This is a genomic window from Mucilaginibacter sp. SG564 (assembly GCF_013149275.1).
In the GTDB taxonomy this organism is placed as follows: domain Bacteria; phylum Bacteroidota; class Bacteroidia; order Sphingobacteriales; family Sphingobacteriaceae; genus Mucilaginibacter.
In genome coordinates this window covers 26106-48397 of record NZ_JABGNA010000004.1, presented here as the reverse complement: position 1 = coordinate 48397, position 22292 = coordinate 26106, and the positions used below count along the sequence as shown (strand labels likewise).

The following is a 22292-nucleotide window of genomic DNA, read 5'->3' as shown; positions in this document are numbered from 1 at the left end:
AAATTCGTTAAACAGGGTAAAAAGAGGCCCTTTTTGTCCTGTTTTTGATCAAAAAGTGTTAAAATAAAAGCTTTAAAAAGTTTTTAAGCATTGCGCACCATCCCCATTTTTTTCAAAAGTTTACGGTTTTCACGGCGATGGATAAGACGGTAAACAATGGCATAAATGATTGGCAAAATCAGTAATGTCAAAATAGTTGATGTCACCAGGCCACCTATCACCACAATAGCCAATGGCTTTTGGGTTTCGGAACCGATACCGGTTGATACTGCTGCGGGCAATAAACCAATAGCAGCCATCAGCGCAGTCATCACCACCGGGCGAACCCTGGAAATTACGCCCTCTAATATGGCTTCATTGAGATGCATTTTTTCTTCGAGGTTCTTTTTGAAAACCGATACCAGGATCACACCATTCTGAATACAAACACCAAACAAGGCTATAAAACCTATACCTGCCGATATACTGAAGTTGGTGCCGGTAATATGCAGGGCCAGGATCCCGCCAATAAGTGCAAATGGTACGTTCATGATAACCAGTATAGCATCCTTGGCATTGCCAAAGGTGATAAACAGAATCAGGAATATAACCAGTAAACAAACAGGCACTACATGAGCCAGCGTGTTTGAAGCGCGGATCTGGTTCTCAAACTCACCGTTCCAGGTAAAGGAATAGCCCTGATCGAGCTTAACGGCGGAATTTACTTTTTGCTGTGCTTCGGCGATGGTACTGCCCAAATCACGACCACGAACCGAGAATTTAACCGCTATATAACGCATGTTATTGTCTCGGTAAATAAAGGCCGGTCCGGTTTGGGTGGTGATGTTGGATATTTCCTTGATAGCGATCTTAGAACCATTCATAGTAGGTACCATCAGGTTTTCGATTTTATCCTGAGTATCTCTGAAGGGCTTTTGGTAACGGATCCGGATATCGAATTTGCGCTCGCCTTCGTAAAGTGTAGTGGCCGCTTTACCACCAATGGCCATTTCAATAACGGCGTTGGCATCGGCAGTTGATACGCCATAAAGGGCCATTTTGCGCTGATCGAGTTCAATCCTGAACTCGGGCTGACCCAAGTTGCGAAGTATGCCAAGGTCTTCAACACCTTGTACGTGTTTGAGCACCTCCATTACAGAATCAGCCTTATGGTCAAGTACATTGAAATCCGGGCCGAATATTTTTACAGCCATAGAAGCAGGTACACCAGCAACTGCTTCAGCCACGTTATCAATAATAGGTTGCGAATAGTTGAAGATGATACCAGGAAACTGGCTGAGTTTTTTATCAATATTGGCGATCAATTGCTCCTGGGTAAGCCCGCTTTTCCACTGGTCTTTTGGTTTCAGATCCACCTGTATCTGTACGTTAAAGAAACCCTTCGGATCGGTACCGTCGTTAGTACGACCAACTTGCGATAGGGTCTGTTTTACCTCGGGAAAGGTGGCCAGTACATCGCGCATCTTGTTGGTCACGTTTACCGAGCTTTCCAGCGATGTGCTCATCGGTAACTGTGCTGTTACCCATAATGCGCCCTCATTAAGCTGCGGTAAGAACTCAGAACCTAAGAACTTGGCCGAAAAGAAGGTGACCGCCATAAAGGATACTGCCACTAGTAAACTTAACTTTTGATTGCGATAAGTATAATTAAACATCCTGCGGATGCCTTTCTCGAAAAATATAACTATTGGGTTATGTTTTTCCCTAACGTTTTTGCTCAATAATATACTGGATAGGGCCGGTACCAGGGTAAGGGTGAAAATCAATGCTCCCAATAAGGCGAAGCCTAAGGTGTAGGCCAATGGCGAGAACATTTTACCTTCAACCTTTTGGAAGGCGAAAATCGGCACTAAACAGGTTAAAATGATGAGTTTGGAGAAGAATATGGCTTTACCCATTTCGGAGCCTACATTTTTAAACAAGCCCAATTTGGCGAGGCCGTTAAACTTCTGCATGCCTACTTCTTTGGCGCGATGGTCAAGGGCCACAAATATCCCTTCAACCATTACCACGGCGCCATCAATGATGATACCAAAATCGACGGCACCCATCGAAAGCAGGTTGGCGCTCATGCCCTTTAAGCGTAAACATATAAATGCAAATAGTAGTGCAAGTGGTATAATGATGGCCACAATGAGCGTTGTACGCCAATCGGCCATGAACAGGAATACGATAACTGTAACCAGGATGATACCCTCACACAGGTTATGGATAACCGTTTCAGTACAAAAATCCATCAGGTTGGTACGATCGTAAAAAGTATCGATCTTCACATCCTTGGGTAATACGTTATTGTTTAGGTCGGCTACTTTATCACGGATGCGTTTTAGGACTTCGGCAGGATTTTCACCTTTGCGCATTACTACAATGCCTTCAATAACGTCGTTATGCTTATCGCGCCCTACCTGTCCTAAACGGGGCAAACCGCTTTCTTTAATTTCGGCAACGTCTTTGGCCAGGATTGGTACGTTGTTTACATTTTTGATGATGATGTTCTGGATCTCATCAATATTATTGATCAAACCAATACCACGCACAATATAGGCCTGGTCGTTCTTTTCAATAATATCGCCACCTACGTTAATGTTGCTGCGGTTGATAGCGTTGTATACGTCCAACGAGGTAAGGCCATATTTTTGAAGTAAGTAAGGATTAACACTTACCTCGTAAGTTTTTTCCTCACCGCCAAAGCTGTTTACGTCGGCCACACCTGGTACCGATTTGAACTGACGATCCAGGATCCAATCCTGAATAGCGGTCAGATCATGAATGGTTTTGGTACGGCTTTTAAGCGTATAACGGTAAATCTCGCCGGTAGGGCCGTAGGGTGGTTCTACTTCGGGTTTTACACCGTCGGGTAGGTCGGCATTTCCCAGGCGACTTAATACTTGCTGTCGGGCGAAGGCATCGTCCACATCGTCATCAAAAATGATACGGACATAGGATAAACCAAATGAGGAAGTAGTACGCAGGTTAGCCTTTTTTTGTACCGAGTTTAAAACGGTCTCCATGGGTATGGTGATCATTTTTTCAACCTCCTCGGCGCTGCGGCCAGGCCATTGCGCTATGATGATGATCTGCGTATTGGTAACATCGGGGAACGTTTCAATAGGCGTATTCATGTAGCTCCATATACCGAGCACTACCAGTACCAGTGTCATAAAAAACACGAAGTAACGATGCCTTAACGAAAAGTAGATTATATTTTTAATGAATTTATTCATTGCAGTATCTTGTAGTTAAGTTAGTATCGAGTAGCTAGTATCAAGTATCAAGATCTTTTGGAGACTATAAATATCACGATTAGGGTCATGATACTTGATACTAGCTACTTGATACCAATAAAAAATCTATTTATCACCCATTAGCGCATCATAAAACAATAGCTGATTTTTAGAGATGATCTTATCGCCGGCATTTAAGCCCGATGAGATGTAGCTTACATCATCAACCGTTTTAATTACACTTACTTCGCGTACTTTTAAATCACTTTTACTGTTGTATACCACTACGTAGTACTTACTGTTATCGAAAATAACTGCTTTTGCAGGTACAGCTACTGATTGAGCCTTGTCATTATTAGAGATCACCACATTAGTAAACATTTCCGGCTTCAGCAGCATATCTGTGTTCGGTAATACGATCTTGATCTTCATTACCTTGTTATCAGGGTCAAGCACCGAGCTGATGGCGTCAACCTTGCCGGTAAATACCTTACCCGGATAGGCTACTGTAGTTACCTTTGCGGTATAGCCGGGTTTTACCTTGCTGATATCAGATTCAAACACGTTGGCCCATATCCAAACATCTTTCATGTTAGAGATAGTGAACATGTTGCCGCTATTATCAGGGCGTATAAAGCTTCCGGCCGTGATGTTTTTTTCAACGATAAAACCACTCTCCGGCGCCTTAATGATCAGGGAACCACTTGCGGAGGTGTTACCACCGCCGTTGATGGCAATTTGCTGTTGAACCTTGGTACTGGCTGCAGCTGCTTTGTTGTAGTTTTCTTTAGCTTCGGTATAGTCGCGCTCGCTTGAAATGCCATTTTTGTACAAGTATTCTGCTTGCTCCAACTGGCGTTTGGCAATAGCGAGATCCGATTTGGTAGCTGTTAAATCGGTGTAATTACCGGCAATATCAGCACTGCGCATTACCGCCAGCGTTTGGCCTTTTGTAACTTTATCACCCAAGGACACTTTTACTTCCAGTATCTGACCACCAGCAAAAGGGAATACCTTGATCACGTTATTATCATCATAAGATACTTCACCCGAAAGGCTAAGCTCATCTTTCATGGCGGTAGTTTTTGCTGTGTCAATAGTGATCATACGCGCCATAGAGTCGCTTACAGTAACAGGCAGGTTTTCTGCCACAGGCTGGGGCTTGCCTTTGCAGGCGGCAAGTAATAGTAAAGCGGAGATGCCGGACAACAGCGTTTCTCTTTTCATCATTATTTTATATTTATAAAAATTATCAGGATTTAATTACAGGAATACCAATAGCAAAATTGAGATCAGCAATAGATTTTTGCAGATTATACTGCTGTTGCAATATCTTGAGCTTGGTGTCTTTATAGGTATCAAAAAAGTCAACAAATTCAATCAGGCTGATCTGTCGTTGCTGAAAGCTTTTGAGCATGCTGCTAAATAATTTATCATACTGCTCATTAAATTCAACCTGCTGTGTAGTAAACAGCTGCTGATTTAATTTATATTGATTTACAGCAGCAACAACATCATTTTTAAGCTGTAGTTCGCTTTGTTTTAAAGTGCTCTCCTGGCTCTGGATGTTATACTTAGCCGATTTGATATTACCCTGGTTGCGGTTAAAGAAGGGCAAGGGTAAGCCAATTTCCAGGCCATAATAGTTTGGTGCGTAGTTACTGTTTTTATCATATGATGCACCGATGGTAATGTCTGGAACTGCCAGTGCCCGCTGATAGGCCAGGTTATGCGTGGCTGAATTCAGTTGGTACTGGTTCGACAGGTAATCGGGTCTGCTGGCTTTAGCCTGTTCAATTAACGACGGAATATCAAGCGACACGTTCTCTGTTGGGTTATCATTAATGATCGGGTCTACAAAAGCAGTCTCTTTGGTTTGCAGTAAGGTTTTTAGCTCGGTTTGAAGATCATTGATCTGGCGGTTGTTCTCTACCATGTCGTTCTGCAGGCCGAAAAGTAAAGCTTTAAGCCTGATCAGATCTTTCATGGAGGTATTACCCGCATCATATGATTTTTGGATAGCCTTCACGAGGTTGGTTGCAGAAGTGATCTCGTTCTGATAAACTTTAGCCTGGGCGTTCAGCGTAGCCAACTGACTAAAATCAAGGCGGAGATTATAACGCAGGTTGCGCATCAGATCATTAAAAGCAGCCTCCTGCACCATGGCATCATCTTTGGCCATTTGTACCTGTTTGCCGCGTTTACCGGCTGTGGTAAATACCTGGTTTAACTGTACAAATACTTGTCCTTGGCCTTTACTATGGTCAAAGAATTTGTTGCTGCCACCGGTATGGATGTTTTGATCGGTGCTTAATACGGGATTGTCCCAAAGTTTGGCCTGTTGTATGAGCGCCTTCGACGCTTCTATGTTATACTTTTGGGCTAAAAGGCTTAAGTTGTTTTCAAGAAATTGTTTTTCTGCATCCTGAAAGGTAAGCTTAACGGTGTCAGTTTGGGCCTGGGCCCGGGTGGTACTAAAAGTAAAAAGTACGACTGATAAAAAAAGCAGGGGTTTTATCTTATACATAGTCCTAGTCTATTCAACACTACAAAAATTCATAATAGGTATGAATTTTATATGAAGATGGGTTAATGATAGAATTAAAAGAACGTTGATACAAATACGGGCGATACAATATAATATATCGGGCAGTGATAAAGTGTAAATACAGTTAAATATAGAGGTTATCAGAATGTCTTACGTAAAGTTTTCAAAATAAGTTCGGCAAAAGGCTTACCAAAAGTTTTTGGCTTGAAAGTTATCAATGGGGAATTTTTAAGAAGCTTGTAGCTAATTTCCTAAAGCATAATTTTAAAAAAAAATGGGACTATTTTATTAAAAAAGTGGGTTTACATGGTTTACACTTTTTTATGGTTTACATTGATTTAATTAATTGATAATCAAATTATTGAGTATATTTTATAGCCGTAAAACAGGTTTATGTGTAAACCCACTTTATGACGATGAAAGCGATCTTAGGAGGAGATACGTTAGTCTTCAGGATTCTATGCGAGAACCCTGGCGATATTGTAAATGGGTTCGATATTGGAAATTAAAAATTCATTATTCGATACGAATTCTCTTATTCCTGATTGGGTTAACAACAGTTAAATTTCTATCTCAAATCCATCGGCGTCCTTTAAGAAAGGCAGAGCCCGGCGGGCTTTTTGAACTTCATCGGCTATAATGGAGAAGGTGTACACATCATCTTCGTCGCGTTTGTAATATACCACATTGCCATTCGGGTCGATACAAGTGGAATCGCCGGAGTGATAAACCTCATTACCATCATGGCCTACACGGTTTACGCCAATTACATAGCTCTGGTTTTCCACGGCGCGCGCAGGCAATAGTGTACGCCAATGTAAGGCGCGGCGTTCGGGCCAGTTGGCTACTACAATGAGCAGGTCATAAGCGTTTTCGTTTATATTACGAAGCCATACCGGGAAACGAAGGTCGTAACATATTACGGGGCAAATTATCCATCCGTTAAGTTCAACAAAAAGCTTTTTATTACCTGCTGTGTAAGTATGGTGTTCTTTACCCAGTGCAAAAAGGTGACGCTTATCGTAATGATTATAAGCGCCATCTGGTCGCATCCAGATGAGGCGATTGTAAAACTTATCACCTTCTTTTATAATAATACTGCCGGTTACTACGCAATCATATTGCTGAGCGGTTTTAAGCATCCATTGCATGGTTTTACCATCCATGGGTTCTGCCAGTTTTTCGGCATCCATAGTAAAACCCGTGCTAAACATTTCGGGTAATATAATGAGATCGGTTTTCTCGCGTATTCCGCCTGATAATCTCAAAGAAATGTTCTGTAAGTTTTTATCGGTATTTTCCCAGAAAAGGTAGCCTTGAAAAACAGTAATTTTAAGATTATCCATAAGCAGTATTTTAATAGTTAGTAGATGGACAGGTGGTTGTAAAAATAAATTACAATTACTCTACCTTATTGCTATTCATCAAAAGTATGATTTATAGACAATATATTTAACCATAAATTAAACCTTCAATAATCTATCAACGGCTTTATCCAAGGTTTCTTGCCTTTTGGCAAAACAAAATCGCAATACATGATGATCGATGCCTTTGGTATAAAAGGCCGAAACGGGTATAGAAGCCACCCCGTTTTCCTTAGCCATACGGATAGCAAAGTCAGCGTCTTTTTCATCCGTTATGGCACTATAACGTACTGATTGAAAATAGGATCCGTGGCAGGGCAATAGTTCAAAACGGGTTTGTTCAAGCCCTTTCCGGAAGTAGTCTCTTTTTTGCTGAAAAAAATCAGGTAAGCCTAAATAAGTCTCTTCATTTTTTAAATGTTCGGCAATGGCATATTGTATAGGCGTATTCACCGCAAACACTAAAAATTGATGGATCTTTCTAAACTCTGTCATCAGATGCTCCGGGGCCATGCAATAGCCAATCTTCCAGCCGGTAGCATGAAAGGGTTTACCAAATGATGCAACTATGAAACTCCTTTGCTGTAATTCGGGGTACCGGGCCATGCTATGATGGGTTTCGCCATCATATATCAGATGTTCATATACCTCGTCGCTCAATATCAATATGTCCTGATTTTTAACTAAGGCGCTCAACTCGTCAATATCCTGCCTGTGTAATATGGTGGATGTTGGATTTTGAGGTGAGTTAAGGATGATCATTTTAGTTTTGTGATTGATCAGTCTTTTTACCATATCCCAGGCAATGCGATAGTTTGGCGGTTCAAGCGCCAACGACTTTACAACGCCTCCCATCAATTTAATGGCAGGGGCATAACAATCAAAAGCCGGCTCAAAAATGATCACTTCATCATTGGGGTGAATAACCGCGCTAATGGCCGTAAATATAGCTTGGGTGCCACCAGCGGTTATCGTGATCTCGGTATCCGGATTATAAACGGCTCCGTATAGTTTTTCTGTTTTCTCAGCAATTTTTTCGCGTAAGCCCATAACACCTGCCATGGGCGCATACTGATTATGGCCATTTTTCATAGCCTTGTTTACCAGTTCAATAAGTTCTGGTGAACAATTATAGTCAGGAAAACCTTGCGAAAGATTTATTGCACCAACCTCGTTGGCCAGGGCCGACATGACGGTGAATATGGTTGTGCCAGTTTGGGGGAGTTTTGAAACAACAGGTATCATTGGGGTTAAAAATAAACAAAAAACAGTAACCACACATGCGTAAAAACACGTTTTTTTTGTTTATTGAAATTATTTATTCTTATATGAAAATTAATTACGCCCAATGTATCACCGCATAAAGCGCACTGGCAGATATGGCTATCCATAATAATATGCTTTGAAACAGAGGCCTGAAACCTACAGATAATAAAACCGCACGGGATAAACCGGCCCCGATCAGGAATAGGGTGAGCGTTAAACCGGCCTTGGCAATTTTGATGATGTAAGGGCTGATAACAGAAACGGCAGGTAAATAGGTATCAATGATCATGGCCAAAATAAACAGGCCTATAAAATAGGGCACTTTTATTTTTTTTGAGTTGTTTTTAAACAGGTATGAGGACAGAAAAGCTACAGGTATTATCCATAAAGCCCTGGCCAGTTTAACGGTAGTTGCAATTTCCAAAGCATGGGTGCCATATTTGCTGGCGGCGCCTACTACCGAGCTGGTATCATGAATGGCTATCGCGCACCATAAACCAAACTGGCTTTGTGACAGGTTTAAATAATGCCCGATCAGCGGGAATATGAATAACGCTACGGAATTAAGAATAAAAATGCAGCCCAGCGCTACCGATATTTGTTTTTCTTCGGCTTTAATTACTGGTGATATCGCCGCGATGGCACTTCCGCCGCAAATAGCGGTTCCTGAAGAAATAAGGAAAGATGTTTTCTTTTCGATATTAAACCATTTACCCACGAAATATCCTAAAATAAGCGTTCCGCTGATAGAGGATATGGTAAATAGAAAACCTTCGTTACCCGCATGCAGCGCGCTATGAACGTTCATGCCAAAGCCCAAGCCTACAACCGATACCTGTAATAACAAATGTGTGGCCTTATGATTAAGATGGAGGTAAGGGTGACCAGTGAACTGAGCTATAATAAGCCCCATTAAAAGTGCTACCGCCGGACTTACAAATGGCGTTAAGCAAAGTATAAAACATATTATAAAAATTACTATGCGCGCGTTAGAGCTTACATTAAGCAATAACGTATTTGTGTTATTGGTAAATTGATGATTGGTATGCATGTGATATATAATTTAACACCACAAAAGTGAACTTTTACTCACTGCAATTTTTATCACAAAAGACAATCTTTGATAACTTTTAGTTATGGAGCGAGCGTGTTTTAATAAAATGTATATGATTAATGAAACAGGTAGGGATGTGCGTGTTTCTTCTGTAAAAGGATCAATAGATAAAATAATTGCCTTTGAATATTCCCTTTTTTATATGTAAATTTAATAAGACGCATTATTTAATACTGATCTGATGAAAAATGCATTTGTTAGCGGCTTAGTTGTAGGTATATTTAGCGGAACCTGGTTGTTCGTGATGCATACGTTTGGTTACAGTAATTCGGGTAACCATGTGTATCCTATTGAATACTTATCTATTTTAATACCATTAGTAGGTGTTTACATGGGGGTGAAAAGTTATAAGGAGAATGAGAAAGACAATAACCTTAGTTTTTTCGAAGCATTTTTTCAAAGTTTCAGAATATTAGTCATTGGTGGTATAGTTGCCTGTCTGGCCGGGCTTGTATATCTTAATTATGTGGATCAGGGTAATAACTTTCTGGGTTTTTCTGGTCGTTTATTGGGCGGAGCGCTAATAGGGGTGTTGATTTGTGTAGCTGTATCTGTGGCTCTGATGAATCGTCCGGGTAAGCTGAACTAGGTTATCATCTGTTAAACCTGAAAATATCAGCGTTGTTATTTTTTTTACCCATTATCAAGTCATGTATAATTTCTGCTGCTATCACACTGAAGGTTATTCCATTACCGCCAAAACCCAGTGCAAAGAAAGTATTTGGTCTTTCCGGTATCGAACCTATATAGGGTAAGCCATCCTTTGTTGAGGCAAACGCGCCTGCCCAGCTAAAATCGGGCACCAGAGGAATGTGCGGCATTCTTTTCAAAAAAGCTTTCTGTAACATCTCTGTTTTCCGGCTAATTACCGAAGGGTGAATGTGAGGGTGGTGAAACGGATCATCTCTACCGCCTACCAAAATTCGATTTTCGCTAACTACCCTGAAATACATATAAGGGGTGGCGGTTTCCCATATCAGGCTGTTTTTATGCCAAAAGAATTCATCTGGTAATGGCTCTGATACCAAAGCATAGGTTGAGTTGATGTCTGCGATTTTTTTTGGGATATATTGCAGGCTTTCGTAACCGCAGGCTATGATCAGTTTTTTTGCTTTTACCGTGTAACTATTGTTAGTATGCAGTATAATATTCTGCTTCGCATATTCAATATGTTTTACACCTGTTTTATTATAAACCTGGTGACCCGAACTCTGAAAGCTTTTAAATAAGGCATGTGTAAACAAATACGCGTCTATCTCACCACCATCGACAGAAAACAAGGCGCCTGGCGCGTCAAAATTGAATTTTTTTCTTACATCTGCGTTTTCAAGCCATTCCACTTTAAAACCGTGTTTTTTCCGAAGACTGAATTCATCTTGTAAAGCTTTAGTGTGGGTTTTAAAACTGGCGTATTGTAGGCTCGGTCGTAAGTGAAAATCAAATTTAGGTTTGAATGTCTGGCAAAGATCGCCGATATCATATATCGCCTTACGGCAAAGCTCATAACTTTTAACTGCATCCTTTTCTCCAACCAGGTTTTTCAGTTGGATTAATGGTGTATCTATCTCATATTGTAAAAAAGCAGTACTCGCGGCGGTACTGCCCATGGCAGTGTGGCCTTTATCGAAAACGGCAACAGATAATCCCGAATTTCGTAAATTATAAGCAGTTAAAGCAGCGCTTATGCCCGCACCCATAATAGCTACGTCTATTTGTAGATTTTGTTGCAAAGAGGGGTATGACGTAACAATACCATTCTTCATTAACCAATAAGGGTGCTGTTCGTAAAGATTCATGTCTGTTGAAAGTTTGTTTGAACAACAGGGTTGGTTATTTAAAGTTTTAATGCATTTCGTTATCTTAAATTATAGTAATTACAGGTTATAAACATTTACGCTGAAATTTTTTTAAGTTCAAATCTGTGCTAATGAATGGGTTAGCTTTTAACTTGAAAAATCTTTTAAAAAAAGTTTTGCAACTTGATTTAAAATCCTACTTTTGCAAACCCAATCGGGAACGGGATGTAGCGTAGCCCGGTATCGCGCCACATTTGGGATGTGGAGGCCGCAGGTTCGAATCCTGCCATCCCGACACCAGCGATACCAAACTGAGTCAAAACCCTCTAAATTGTAAGATTTGGAGGGTTTTTTTTGACCATTTCAGTAATTATAGTCCAAGGCAACCTATATAGCACCAAACTTCTGAATGCCCTATTTCGCACCCTCTTTTTAATCTTTAAAATTGTTCAATGCGTTTTACTCGTAACTCGAGGTTGCTTGTAACTGATTTAATGTTTTAATCCGCCCAGCATAAATGGAAAGTTATGGTGGTGGGGGAATAATATCAAATGAGTTTTAAGAATAATGGTATGAAAACAACAATTTCATTCAGCGTCCTTTTTTCTGAAAAGGATAAAGCCAGCAAGGGCCTTGCGCCCGTCTATGTGCGGATTAATGAAAAACTAGTACAGTACCGAGTGGTATGTTAGAGAGTTTCTGATCAAACAAAAAAACGAACCGACATCTACCTATCCCAATTGGAATTATAAGTTGGTAGCCGCCTGTTCATTATCTCCGTTTTGATAAACAATGACCGAGGAAATGAATGGATTTAGACGTTGTTTAAATTAAATGGGAGTTTCCTGATCCTTTTGCCGGTTAAGTCAAAAATGGCATCCGTAAGCGCAGGAGCAAAAGGGGGGAGGCCCGGCTCGCCCACGCCACCGGCATCCGCTGTGTTTTCCATAATATGCACTTCAACTGGAGGCATGTCACTCATCCTCGGCATCAGGTAGTCATAAAAGTTCTTTTGTTCTACTAACCCATTTTTGAAAGTGATCTCATGAATAGTAGCTGCGCCAAGGCCCATTACGACAGATCCTTCCACCTGCGCTTTGATAATATCGGGGTTCACATACCAGCCACAATCCATCACTGCCCAAACCTGGTCGATCTTAACTTTTCCATTGGTATGTCTGGAAACTTTAACAATCTGGCCTACAGTGGTTTCAAAACACTCGGTGATGGCTACGCCAAACCCTTGGTTCTTTTTCCTGGATTTCCAGCCTGAAACCTGTTCCATTTTATCGATCAAAGCCTGGCAGCGCTCATCCTTTAAGTATTTCCTTCGAAAGTCGAGCTGATCCTGTCCCGCTAAAACAGCCATTTCATTGATGAAGCTTTCATAGGCAAAACCATTAGTAGATGCATAAACTGAACGCCACCACATGTTGGGCAGGGGCATTTCATAAGGAACGTCAGCAAAGCTGATGTTTTTAATATTGTCGAAATAAGACTTTAAAAATCCTTCTGTTGTGCTACCATTTGCCTTATCTCTTTTGTTATTATTCCAGTGGTCTATATTTTGACCCGCCATTTTGAATTTCAAAGCGCTGATCTCGCCATTTTCAATCGATCCTTGTCCCCGGTAGGAGATCCCGGCACGATAAGGCCCCTGTGTCAGATCATCTTCTCTGGTCCAAACTACCTGCACCGGTCCGCCAATTTGCTTGGAGATGGCAACCGCTTCCTGGGTATAATCCAAAAAAGCTTTTCTCCCAAACCCGCCACCTAAAAATGTCATATTAACTACGACCTTTTCTTTCGGCATTTTGAATTTATCGCTAATGTCGCCTTGCACCCAATCTGGAGCTTGTATAGGTCCCCATATTTCTATTTTGTCGCTTTGATAATGGGCGACGCAATTTAGCGGTTCCATAGCGCCATGCGATTGATAAGGCGTCTGGTAGATCACGTCTATCTTTTTTGAGGCTTGTGCCAGTACGGGATCTGGTTCGCCTTGCTTTTTAAAAGAAAGCCCTTCTTTCGTTTTAAGTAGTTCCTCGTGGGCTTTATAGATATCGCTGGTGTTCACATGCTCAAATCCACTGTCATCCCATTCAACGCGCAGGGCTTTCCTGCCCTGCATAGCTGCCCATGTGGAATCGGCTATAACGACCACCCCATCCCGGGTAGTATTAAAAACAATCATTTGTACCTTAAATACCTGCTTAACACCAGGAACTTTTAAAGCTGCCGAACCATCAAAGCTTTTTACTTTGCCCCGTAGTCTTGGATTGCGCTCCACTGCCGCATAAAGCATTCCCGGTAGTTTTTTATCCAAACCGAAGATGGCTTCTCCATTAGTTTTCATTGGAGTATCAAGTCTTTGGAGCGGTTTGCGGATCAGTTTATATTCAGATACCTTTTTGAGCTTAACCTCTTTGGGGGCCGGTAGTTTGGATGCCGCGGTCACCAGATCCCCGTAATTCAATTTCTTGCCGGTGGGCCTGTGAATGACATGGCCAGACTCTGCATAACATTCGCTTACAGAAACGTTCCATTTGGCAGCACCAGCAATAATGAGCATTTCACGCGCAGTTGCACTTAATCTCAACAGGTTTTTATAAGCCCCTCTAATGGTCGAGCTTCCCCCGGTGATCTGACTTCCGTATTTCGTTGGACTACCTTGGGCAAATATCACATGGATATCCTTCAGATCAACTTCTAATTCTTCGGCGATAATCTGGGGTACAGATTGGTAAGAACCCTGGCCCATTTCTGCACGGTGATCGGTTAAGGTAACCTTTCCATTGGTATCGATGCGTATCCAGGCGTTAAATTCGAACGCCGCCTGATCGTCCGATACACCAGCAACTAAAATTTCCTTTTTCGCGTTTACCGGAAAATAAAAGCCCAGACATAGTGCCGTTCCAACAAGACTGGATGCTCTTATAAAATTTCTTCTTGATATTGTGTTAGTTTCCATAATGGTTACTATAATCGTTTAAATCTTTATTTTGCTTTGGCAGAGGGCGCATAAGCGCCTTTAGCTATCCATAAACGTACCTGTGTGGCGAAAGCCAGTCTGCTCATCGGCGGAAGGGTACGACCCTCTCCCGGATGCCAAGCCCAACCGACCAGTTCATCATTAGCCATATGATCTATGAGTTGTGCTTTTGTCCGTCCGCCGTTCTGCTTTGGGTCAAGCAGCTGTAGCGCGAGTTGTCGCGGCGTACGCCCCTGAAATACCATACGCATGTGAGCAGGCGGCAAGCCCCATTTAGGATTCCCTGGTGGCATATGTGGTCCGGCGGTATTTTCTGCCTGGTGGCAATTGTTGCAACGCATGGAGTAGACGCCTTTTCCATCTACACCCCGCTGTACATTCATGGTATGAATATGATTATCATCACCCTGTAACGGCGCATTGCCGGAGGGGTGGCAGTTCATGCAACGCGCGCTCATCAATACTTTATATACCGACATATATGCTTTCACAGAGCCGATACTATCCTTTGGCAGCGTAGCAAAGCTGCTTTCTTTTGTTGCCGGCAGCTCTCTGAATGACAATGTTATCATCCCTGCTATTAACACGATGCCGGTTATGATGATCAGTTTCTTCATGATTTTGCTCCTTCCGCCTGCATAGCAGCCGCTTTGTGTATCGCAGCACGGATACGCTGATAGGTTCCGCAGCGGCATATGTTGCCTGACATCGCATCATCAATATCCTGATCGGTGGGGTTTGGATTTTCCCGCAACAGTACCACTGCGGACATGATTTGTCCAGACTGACAATAACCGCATTGAGGAACATTCATTTCATTCCATGCCAATTGCAGGGGGTGATTATTACCAGAGGAGAGTCCCTCGATGGTTACAATATTTTGCCCGGCCGCCCGGCCTGTTTTTGTTACACAGGATCGCACCGCTTCACCGTTCAGATGAACGGTACAAGCTCCGCATTGAGCTGCTCCGCAACCAAATTTAGTACCTGTTAAACCAAGGATATCCCGAATGGCCCATAGAAGCGGCATATTTGGATCAACATCAATATCATGACGTTGACTGTTGACGGTAATGGTGATCATAGACGAAATGGTTAGTAAAGTAAATTTAAGCTAAAAATTAATATAAAATACCTACGCACATTAAATATTCTGAAGGATAATTACCAATCAGTCTTCGCTTTTGTCCGTTGTGACAGTTTGTTTTTTAATTACTCTTTGCCTGCTTTGAGAAGAATATGCGGTGATTAGGTATTTTTTGTCGTTCTATATAATCAATAGTCAAGGATAACCGCTAAAATACAATTTCGTCCGGATCATCGAACGCGGGCAAATCCGGCTTTAGGATGTTAAATCTATTGTTTTGGACGGTCATTATAAGTAACACTTCCTCGGCTTGAGGGACAGGCATTTGGTGAGAGCCAGGTGGGTATCCGGAAACAGGTAGATGTTTGTTTTATTGCCTTTTTATTTTTCGTTATTATGGATTGAAATGCTATTTACATTAACATAATTGTATTGATTGTAAATAGAAATAGAGTGGGAGCAAGCCATAAGTAGGGAGTCAAGGAACGCTTATCCGTTAAAAGTGATAATGTGAATGTGTTTTTCATTTTAACATATTTAATATGGAAAATTTATTTCCAAAAAAGTAATAAAGTAATCATTGAATGTTAAACTTTTGTTAATTTCAGTTCTAAAACCTACCACATATGAAAAAAAAACTACCATTTTTGGGTATTTTGCTGTTTTTCTCTGCATCTAACCTGTTTGCACAACGCACGATTAAAGGGAATGTAATTGACTTCAGAGATAAACTCCCGGTACCGGGGGTATCTGTTTCATTGAAAGGCACAACTACGGGTTCTATTACTAACAACAATGGCGATTTTAGTATTATAATTAATACGGATAACCCCATCTTAGTATTTAAATTTATTGGGTATCTGACACAGGAAGTGCCTCTGGTGCAGGAATCCGTCATCAACATTCAGCTAAAGCAGGATAATAAACAACTTAATGAAGTTGTTGTTACTGCCTTGGGTATCAAAAGAGATCAGAAATCCCTGGGGTACTCGGCTCAACAGATAAAAGGATCGGATCTTACGGTTACCAAAGATCAAAACGTTATCAATGATTTGGCCGGTAAAATTGCCGGTGCCCAGGTAACTGGTTCGTCCGGTGCGAATTTAGGCGGAACTGCCAAAATAAAACTGAGGGGTATTAACTCACTCAATGGTAGCGGTTCTCCATTAATGGTAGTAGACGGCACACCCGTAGCACAGGATAACTTTGCCGATACAGAAAATGGTGTTGACCGGGGAAATATTTCACAGGATATCAATCCTGATGATATTGAAAGTGTAAGTGTCTTGAAAGGCCCTGCTGCATCAGCCCTGTATGGATTGCGCGGGCAATATGGCGCGATACTTATCACCACTAAGAAAGGGATAAAAGGAGCTAAAAATGTATCAGTTTCGATCAACAGTGCTTTTTCCTTTGAGCATATCGGTAACTTCTTACCCCTCCAAAATACTTATGGTGTAGGTAATAACCAAATTTTCTCCACATTGGCTAACGGTCAAAAGTATATTAACGGCAATGACGAAAGCTGGGGCCCTAAAATGGACGGAACTCCCGTTAGAATGTATTACAGTTTTTATCCAGAAGACCCGCAATACGGTCAGTTAACACCATTTGTGCCACATCCTGATAATATCAAAGACTACTATCAAATTGGGCAAAATATCAATAATGGCATAACCGTTACCGGAGGAAGTGAAAATGCTGCTTATAGATTCAGCTATAACAATAACTACATCAAGGGCACTATACCCAATACTTCACTAAAGCGGAATAATTTGGGGTTAAGCACTTCTTTAAACTTAAACTCAAAATTAACCCTGGGCGCAAATGTCAGTTATGCAAATAACAGTGGCCAAAGACCTTCACAAGGTTACCAGGGATCATTTACCGGAGCCCAGCAATGGTTTCAGCGCAATTTAGATATCAACCGTTTGCGCAATTATAAATATCCCGATGGAACTATTTTAAACTGGAACGTTAACCCAAATTCGGCCGGAGTAATAATAACCAATAAACCAAGTGATTGGGATAACCCGTTTTTTGATGCATATGAAGTGCTTAATAATGATAGCAGGGATCGTGTTTTTGGGGATGTTAACTTAAGTTACCAGATATTACCCGGATTAAAATTAAGCGGTTTTGCCCGCTCAGATTTTTATACCCAAAACATCACCAATAAAACGGCTTTGGGGGGCATATCGGATGAGGGGTATGCGGTCGGTAAATATCAGAACACGGAAAATAATTATGAGTTTTTAGGGCAATACGATAAAAAATGGCATGATTTCTCGGCCAACTTCCTGTTGGGAGCCAACCTGCTTACGCAAAATTATTCCCAATTATATTCAGCTACGGTGGGTGGTTTATCCAGCCCAGGTGATTATACCATAGCGGCTTCCGTTAACAGGCCTTTAAGCACCTCTTATATCAGGAAAAAAGAGGTAAGAAGTGTGTACGCCACAGGATCATTTGGCTATAAAGACATTTATTTTTTAGAAGCTTCGATACGTAATGATATATCATCAGCATTGCCAGCCAACAACAACTCCTACTGGTATCCATCCGTATCAGGTAGTTTTGTTTTTAGTGAATTGTTGAAATGGGAGCCGCTATCATTCGGTAAAATAAGAGCTGGATATGCCATAGCAGGTGCTGACCTTGATCCCTATCAAACAAGTTTCACTTACGCCCTAGGTACTGTTTATCCAACCGCAACATCAAGCATCAATCCCTTAACAGTTCCTGATTTACTTAAGAATCCTAACATTAAACCTTCATTTGCTAATTCATTTGAATTGGGTACCGATCTTAAGTTCTTTAAGAATCGTTTCGGATTGGCGTTTACATATTATAATCAACAAAACAAAAATCAGATCATCAACTTATCAGTTTCTGGGGCAAGCGGCTATAATCAAACGGTGATTAATGCCGGCCTGATAGAAAACAAAGGCATAGAGCTTTCCTTAACCGGGCGCCCGGTACAGTCGAAGCTATTTAGTTGGGATGTTACATTTAACGCAGCCCATAACGAAAGTAGGATTAAGTCGCTATATCCGGGCATCAATACCTACCAGTTGGCTGTACAAACTTATTCAAGTGTGTCTGTTTACCTAAACTCCACTGTTAATCAGGGGTTCGGTAACATCGTAGGTCAGGGTTACCAGCGCGATCCGGCAACCGGAAAAATATTGCTGGGCACAGACAATATGCCGCTTTACGAAGCCAATCATAATTTTGGTAGTGTATTACCCAAATTTACCGGTGGTCTTCAGAACAATTTCAGGATATGGAAATTTAACCTGGCCGCTATGATTGATTTTCAAGACGGCGGGCAATTTTTCAGCTGGTCGCAAATGCTTGCTGTAAAATCTGGTCAAGCGGCAGAAACTGCCTCACAAAATGACAAAGGCTTTAATGTTCGTGACCCCTTAGCGAGTGGAGGTGGCGTTAAAATAACAGGCATCTCGAAGGCAACTGGCCAGGAAGTAACCGCATATGTAGATGCCAGGAGTTATTACCGCAATGTTTTGGGCACACAGGTGACGGAAAATTGGATATACAGTGCATCTTATATTAAATTAAGAGAAGTAAGCCTGGGCTATACATTGGATAAAAGCATACTAACAGGATCTCCGTTTAAAGCGGCAAAAATAGCCTTTATCGCCCGTAATCCATGGATGATTTGGCAAAAAGCCCCAAAAGGAGTTGACCCATCTGAACTTTCTTCCGGCAGTAATTCCATCAGCTGGATTGAAAAAGGGGAACTGCCCACAGTACGTTCATATGGCCTTAACCTGAGTCTGACATTCTAAGAAATCACAATATGAAAAAGATATTTATACATAATTGCTTATTGCTATCTGTTATTTTGTTATCGAGTAACTGCAAAAAATTCAGTCAATCAATTACAACCGATCCTAACAATCCCACAAAGGCATCAGGCACACAGCTCATCGCTAATGCCGAACTGACGCTGCCAACCCTTAGCTCATCACCTTATGGAGTGCATTACCCACAATACCTGTCCAATACATCATTTACGGATAACAGCAGGTATACTACGGTTAATTTTAATTTTTACAGCTTTTATACAGGCCCATTAAACGATCTGGAGAATGTACTCCAAACACAGCTTGATGCTAACCAAGGCCCTATAGCCAACCAAATAGCAGTAGCTAAAATTTTAAAGGCATACTTCTTTTGGCATATGACAGACCGCTGGGGGCCCCTACCATATACCGAAGCGTTAAAAGGAAACGCCCACTTTACGCCGAAATATGACAGTCAGCAGACCATTTATACTGCGGGGTTTAAATTGTTGGATGAAGCCAATGCAGGAATAGTTGCTACAAATGGAACTATAAAAAATGACATTGTTTATAATGGCGATATAACCAAGTGGAAAAAGCTGGGTAATACTATACATATGTTAATGGCGCTCAGACTATCAAAAGTTGATCCGGCAACCGGAAATCATGAATTCAACAAGGCCCTGACTAACGGTATTATGACGGCCAACAGTGATAACCTGGCTTATCCATCCGCTGCTGATCCGAATAATGAAAATTATTGGTATACCTCATTTACACGTTTGGGCAGAAATTGGTTTGCTTTGAGCAAGCCCCTGGTTGATTATATGCTTCCCTTAAATGATCCCCGCCTGCCAGTGTTTGGTGATAAAAATAGCACGGGGAATTATGTTGGTCTGGAATATGGCAAAGCTGTTCCTAATTCTAACGATATTAATAACGTGTCATTATTGGGTTCACCTCTTCGCCAGCAAACCTCGCCAGTTTATCTGGTTACTTATGCGCAGGCTTTATTTGCCATGGCTGAAGCTGCCAAACTGGGATGGATAGGCGGGGGTGATGTAACCGCAAAAAACAATTACGAATTAGCTGTGCAAACCTCTATTGTACAATGGACGGGCAGTACCGCCGGCGCGGCTGCGTATCTGGCGCAAAGCCAAATTCAATATAACCCGGCCACAGCAATAATGCAGATTGCTTACCAGCGGTGGGTACACCTGTTCCTGCATGGTTATGAGGGTTGGGCCGAATGGAGAAGAACTGGGTATCCTGTTCTGGTTGCAGCCCCAGGGGCAAATGGCGACCATATACCACGTCGGGAAGGCTATCCAACACAAGAACAAACAAATAATACCAGTAACTACCAGGCAGCCGTAGCCTCATTTCCATATGGTGGCGCTGATGATTTAAATACCAGATTATGGTGGGATAAACCATAGAAAATATGATCACGCTATCATGAATTAATATGGCCTAAAAGTTAAGCGAAAAAGCGGGTAATTGTCAGCGATTGCTGGGTTTATGTATTTTGAGAAAACCATGGGAGGAATTTGTATTAATGTGCCCTATTCGGTGCCCATCCTTTTTTTTTGATATAAAAAATTGAATATCATAGATATAAGTGGAGTTGGATCATCTGGCCATGAGCTCATTATTCATAACCTATTTATTCTTCCCCTAATTCTTTTTTCCGTTTCGCTCGCATCGCTTCCTGTATGCCGGTTATGGTGTTTTTCCGGTTTGTTTCAACTGCTCTACAAAAGATGCATTGCCCTCCGAATTCATATACTTGCCGCCAAAAGCGAACATATCTAAATTATTAGGCATCGTTTTGATGCCTTTTTTAGTTAAATAATACAGGGATTTTGATGCATTTTGAGACGAAGCTTTTTTATAAGAAATCCCTCCTGAACCAATAGTGCAAGCTTTGCCGTACATTACCTGTTCACAAATTCACGAAATGTATATTCTTCAATATACCTTAATTCCGTATCACCTTTTTCCTGGAATCCCACAGTCACGAGCTCTGCTAATATTGCCTGTGCTTCCGGTTTTTGGTAATGCACAAATAATAACTGGCTTAATGATCAGTCTCCGGTAACTGCTTGATCTCTATATTCCTGAAATCGACAGGCTGGCCCTCGCTTTGCAGGGCAATAAAGCCACTACTTAATGATTTTCCATCCTGTTTGTACTTCAGGTCATAGCCATGCGCCACGCCGCCGCCAATGGTGGGCTTGGAATATTGGAGCACGGTATCTCCGTTGATGATATGGGTAATTAATTTATTGCCGAGGACGATCAGCTCGCCCTTTACCCACTGCTCGCCATCATAGGTTTTTGAAGTAGAATTGATACAATGGTCAGGCGAGACCCTGCCTTTATAAACAACGTCGGTTCCGGGTGAGCACATATTCCCCGTAGGCCTTGGCTTTCCATCACCAAAGCCACCTAATAACTGCATCTCTATAGAGATAGGCCAGTCCTGATCCTTTAACATGGTCCTGGGATCCTGTGAATGAAACATGACGCCACTATTAAGCAGGGTGTAGTCCGGTGCGCCTTTTTGCTGTTTACCAACAAAGCGATACTCAAACCGCAGCTTATAGTAAGAAAACGGTGTTTTGTAATAAAGGTGGCCAAACTGATCGTTGAAATCGCCATACTGGTCATAGCTGATCCTGATCATGCCATCTTCCACCCGAAACGTATTCCCGAAATTTTCACCAACCGGGTGGTGGTTGATCTTGACAAACCAGTCGTTAATGTCTTTGCCGTTAAACAGCTTCCTCCAGCCTTTGTCTGTGTGGTTAGTATCGGCCAGTTTTTTTGTACCGGTACAACCCAAAAGAAGAAAGCAGGAAAGCATAAAAAAATAAGATGTTTTTTTCATAAGTGGTAAAGTATTGTGTTATGCATATATTTCAATAATCAAAAATAGTATGTTTATATTCAGATGTTTAGTTATTTGTTTTTAATCGGGAAATGGTATTTACCAGACCCTAAGTCATATATCAATTGGTTGTTTTCTGATTTTGAAAATTTGACACCAATATATTGGGATAAATCTTTAATCATATCAGTTATAGTGC

Annotated in this window: 14 protein-coding genes and 1 tRNA gene; 4 read left to right on the top strand and 11 right to left on the bottom strand. The window is 41.5% G+C overall.

The annotated features are described in order from the left end of the window. Positions 1–83: 83 nt before the first annotated feature. The 6 genes from FHW89_RS10125 to FHW89_RS10100 form a co-directional block, all read right to left on the bottom strand. On the bottom strand, positions 84–3224 hold the full coding sequence (locus FHW89_RS10125; RefSeq protein ID WP_172334929.1) for an efflux RND transporter permease subunit: 3141 nt from the start codon (positions 3222–3224) through the stop codon (positions 84–86). 126 nt (positions 3225–3350) lie between these two features. Beyond that, positions 3351–4454, bottom strand: coding sequence for an efflux RND transporter periplasmic adaptor subunit (locus FHW89_RS10120; protein ID WP_253952212.1), 1104 nt, complete (start codon positions 4452–4454; stop codon positions 3351–3353). Positions 4455–4476: 22 nt separating this feature from the next. After that, a complete protein-coding gene (locus FHW89_RS10115) occupies positions 4477–5751 on the bottom strand; it encodes a TolC family protein (RefSeq protein ID WP_172334928.1) in 1275 nt (424 codons plus the stop codon). Positions 5752–6332: 581 nt separating this feature from the next. Continuing rightward, the gene (locus FHW89_RS10110; RefSeq protein ID WP_172334927.1) at positions 6333–7118 is read right to left on the bottom strand and encodes an amidohydrolase; all 786 of its coding nucleotides are present in this window, start codon (positions 7116–7118) and stop codon (positions 6333–6335) included. A 117-nt stretch (positions 7119–7235) separates the two neighbouring features. Continuing rightward, on the bottom strand, positions 7236–8381 hold the full coding sequence (locus FHW89_RS10105) for a methionine aminotransferase (RefSeq protein ID WP_172334926.1): 1146 nt from the start codon (positions 8379–8381) through the stop codon (positions 7236–7238). Positions 8382–8475: 94 nt separating this feature from the next. Next, entirely contained in the window at positions 8476–9453 is a 978-nt protein-coding gene (locus FHW89_RS10100; RefSeq protein ID WP_172334925.1) for a YeiH family protein, read from the bottom strand. A gap of 244 nt (positions 9454–9697) precedes the next feature. On the opposite strand from FHW89_RS10100, the gene FHW89_RS10095 reads away from it, so the two are divergent. Beyond that, the gene (locus FHW89_RS10095; protein WP_172334924.1) at positions 9698–10105 is read left to right on the top strand and encodes a DUF4199 domain-containing protein; all 408 of its coding nucleotides are present in this window, start codon (positions 9698–9700) and stop codon (positions 10103–10105) included. 4 nt (positions 10106–10109) lie between these two features. On the opposite strand, the gene FHW89_RS10090 is transcribed toward FHW89_RS10095, so the two are convergent. Beyond that, a complete protein-coding gene (locus FHW89_RS10090) occupies positions 10110–11312 on the bottom strand; it encodes an FAD-binding oxidoreductase (protein WP_172334923.1) in 1203 nt (400 codons plus the stop codon). Between the two features lie 221 nt (positions 11313–11533). Between FHW89_RS10090 and FHW89_RS10085 the strand changes: the two genes are divergently transcribed. Further along, positions 11534–11607, top strand: a tRNA-Pro gene (locus FHW89_RS10085). Between the two features lie 519 nt (positions 11608–12126). On the opposite strand, the gene FHW89_RS10080 is transcribed toward FHW89_RS10085, so the two are convergent. Genes FHW89_RS10080 through FHW89_RS10070 form a run of 3 tightly spaced genes read right to left on the bottom strand, consistent with a single transcriptional unit; the run spans position 12127 to position 15388 of the window. Next, positions 12127–14283 (bottom strand): molybdopterin cofactor-binding domain-containing protein, encoded by a 2157-nt coding sequence (locus FHW89_RS10080; protein ID WP_172334922.1) that lies wholly within the window; start codon positions 14281–14283, stop codon positions 12127–12129. Between the two features lie 26 nt (positions 14284–14309). Beyond that, positions 14310–14921, bottom strand: coding sequence for a hypothetical protein (locus tag FHW89_RS10075; RefSeq protein ID WP_172334921.1), 612 nt, complete (start codon positions 14919–14921; stop codon positions 14310–14312). Next, on the bottom strand, positions 14918–15388 hold the full coding sequence (locus FHW89_RS10070; protein ID WP_172334920.1) for a (2Fe-2S)-binding protein: 471 nt from the start codon (positions 15386–15388) through the stop codon (positions 14918–14920). Before FHW89_RS10070 ends, FHW89_RS10075 begins: the two co-directional genes overlap by 4 nt. Positions 15389–16017: 629 nt before the next feature. Here FHW89_RS10070 and FHW89_RS10065 point away from each other — a divergent pair. Beyond that, positions 16018–19203, top strand: coding sequence for a SusC/RagA family TonB-linked outer membrane protein (locus FHW89_RS10065; RefSeq protein WP_172334919.1), 3186 nt, complete (start codon positions 16018–16020; stop codon positions 19201–19203). Positions 19204–19214: 11 nt separating this feature from the next. Continuing rightward, positions 19215–20639: a SusD/RagB family nutrient-binding outer membrane lipoprotein gene (locus FHW89_RS10060; RefSeq protein ID WP_172334918.1), complete on the top strand. Its 1425-nt coding sequence runs from the start codon at positions 19215–19217 to the stop codon at positions 20637–20639. A gap of 641 nt (positions 20640–21280) precedes the next feature. Here the strand turns inward: FHW89_RS10060 and FHW89_RS10055 are convergent. Next, complete coding sequence (locus FHW89_RS10055; protein ID WP_172334917.1) at positions 21281–22093, bottom strand: DUF1080 domain-containing protein; 813 nt, start codon at positions 22091–22093, stop codon at positions 21281–21283. Positions 22094–22292 lie beyond the last annotated feature (199 nt).